This is a genomic window from Microcoleus sp. BM001215392 (genome assembly GCF_036700185.1).
In the GTDB taxonomy this organism is placed as follows: Bacteria; Cyanobacteriota; Cyanobacteriia; order Cyanobacteriales; family Microcoleaceae; genus Microcoleus.
The window spans coordinates 9,185-11,822 of record NZ_JAUBOJ010000228.1 but is presented as its reverse complement, the minus strand read 5'-3'; the positions used below and the strand labels follow the sequence as shown (position 1 = coordinate 11,822).

2 protein-coding genes are annotated in these 2,638 nt (G+C 46.8%); both read left to right on the top strand.

Annotated elements, in window-relative coordinates:
* Positions 1–71: 71 nt before the first annotated feature.
* Positions 72–1,292 carry a glycosyltransferase gene (locus QT974_RS21780; protein ID WP_333470508.1) on the top strand — a complete coding sequence of 407 codons (1,221 nt, stop codon included), beginning with the start codon at positions 72–74 and terminating at the stop codon, positions 1,290–1,292.
* Between the two features lie 160 nt (positions 1,293–1,452).
* Positions 1,453–2,613: an FAD-dependent urate hydroxylase HpxO gene (hpxO, locus tag QT974_RS21775; RefSeq protein WP_333470507.1), complete on the top strand. Its 1,161-nt coding sequence runs from the start codon at positions 1,453–1,455 to the stop codon at positions 2,611–2,613.
* Positions 2,614–2,638: the final 25 nt, after the last annotated feature.

Below are 2,638 nucleotides of genomic sequence, written 5' to 3'. Positions count from 1 at the left end.
TTGGATGCGGACTCGCATTCCGAACGATCAAACAGCTTTAACATTTCTATGCAATAATATCAACAAAATCTATGGTACGCGGAAACTACGATCGCCAAAAACCCTATTTACGCAACCCCCACATCAACAAACCAATCGCCGAAATCTATGCCGACTTAGACGCCTTTAGCTGGGAGATATTTGAAGACCAACCCCACCGCTTCGATACAGTAAGTTTCTACGTCTTGCTTCCCCCGCTGTTTTACGAAGGAAAATTCATCAAAGGGATTTACTTCAGCGAAGGAGTCGAACTCATTAACAAACTCTTTCCCCAACTTTCCTCAGCATTTTTGTCATTCACCTATTCCCCCGGAACGTCCTACTCCTGGGCGCCCGTAGCCGACGCCTACTCAAGTTTATACAAAAACCCGCAGCGAGCCAAGTGGTTTCGCGAAACATATCCCGATCGCGCCAACAAACCAATCATACCGCTACAAGACACAGACTTTATCAACGAATACTTAATTTCCCCTCGCAACGTCCCCGCCAAAGACATCGACCTCCTAGCCGTCGCCCGCATTTCCGAAGAAAAAAACTTGCCAATGATTGCCAAAGCCTTAAAAATTTATCGGCAAAAGTATCCGCAAAAACTCATAAAATTAACTGCGATCAGCGGTCACGACTTTGATGTCAATAACTTAAAAACTCTCGACGAATACGCCTTAAAAGAATGGCATCAAGTAGAGGAGATTTTAGGCAATCCCTCCGACTACATCAACTTACTGCCGCGAGTTGACTACTATCAAGAAATCCCTAACTATTATTCGCGGGCGCAAGCATTCGTCCTGGGTTCCCTCCTCGAAGGAAAAAACCGGGGAATTACCGAAGCCATGAGTTGCAACGTACCAGTAATTTGTTTTGAAGAATTCAATCAATACGCCCGAGGAAACTCACCCGTTTTCCCGGAAGGTGCGGGTCTTTATGCCAAATTTGACGCGGAATCCTTAGCAGATACGATTCATACAGTATTGCAAAATCAAACTGAATTCAAACCGCGATATCAGTATTTAAAGCATTGCGGTCGCAAGAACTTTTTCAATACTTGCCTTGACAGTTTCCCCTATTACCAGCACAACATTCCCGACTACAAACCGGGAGCGGCATTTAAGAATTTGTGGCTGGATTTAGCGATCCAGCAAAATTATCAAGTCAGCTTGGACAGTTTTTTGTACGGAGGTTCTCCCCTATCTCACATTCGCGGGATAAATGCGATCGGGCAAAATCTTGCTGAATTAACCAAGTTTTTAGGCTAATTCCCAATTAATATGTAGGGTGCGTTAGTTGGGTTTGTTTGAGGATAATCAAGTAAATTAAATCTGACGCACCCTACCTCAGATGTAATTCTCGATACTAAAATCTAAAATATAAAATCTAAAATAATATTAGGATGTCATTCAGCAGGAGAAACACAGAATGCACGACTTGAAAGTTGTCATCATCGGTGCCGGAATTGGTGGCTTAACTGCGGGTATCGCCCTCCAACAAGCGGGTTATGAAGTTGCAATTTACGATCGCGTAAAAGAACTGCGTCCAGCAGGCGCTGGCATCTCTCTGTGGTCGAACGGCGTCAAAGTTCTCAACCGCCTTGGTTTAGGCGAAAATATGGCGCAAATTGGCGGAAAAATGGAGCGCATGGAATACCGCACCAAAATCGGTCAACTGCTAAATGACATCGATTTAATGCCACTAATTGAACAAGTCGGTCAGCGTCCTTATCCGGTGGCGCGCCGCGACTTACAACAAATGTTATTAGCAGCTTTTAACGGAGAAGTCAAGCTCGATCGCAAATGTATTGCCGTGGAAGAAGACGCAACCGGAGTAACTGCAATTTTTGAGAACGGAGACAAAGCGCGCGGCGATTTGCTGGTGGCTGCTGACGGCGTTCGCTCAATTTTGCGAACCCATGTATTGGGCTGCGAAGTACAGCCGAAATACGGCGGTTATGTCAATTGGAACGGGCTAGTAGCGGCGGATGAAGCACTAGCACCGAAAAATACTTGGGCGATTTATGTCGGTGACTGTAAGCGCGCCTCATTAATGCCCGTAGCGGGCGATCGATTTTACTTTTTCTTCGATGTTCCGTTACCCACAGGAACTCCGGCCAATCCCGACAATTACAAAGCCGAACTTAAAGAACATTTTACTGGTTGGGCCCAACCAGTGCAATTGCTGATAGAAAGATTAGATCCCGCAGCAGTCGCCCGCCCGGAAATTCACGACGTAGGCCCGATCGACTCCTACGTTCGCGGTAGAGTTGCTTTGCTGGGAGATTCCGCCCACGCTACTTGCCCGGATTTGGGCCAGGGAGGCTGTCAAGCCATGGAAGATGGACTCGTACTCAGCAACTACCTTTCGACTACGAATTTAGGCGTAGAATACGCCCTCAAACGCTACGAAACTGAGCGCAAGCAGCGGGCGAATGCAGTTGTCGAAAAAGCACGCCAGCGTGCCGAACAAATTCACGGCAAAGATCCGCAGGTGACACAACTTTGGTACGAACAACTGGCGAAAGAACAGCCCACTGACGTGACAGATGCGATCGCTAAAGTCATCATGGCAGGCCCGTTACACTAAGTAGAAGGAAAGTTCGGCAACGGAT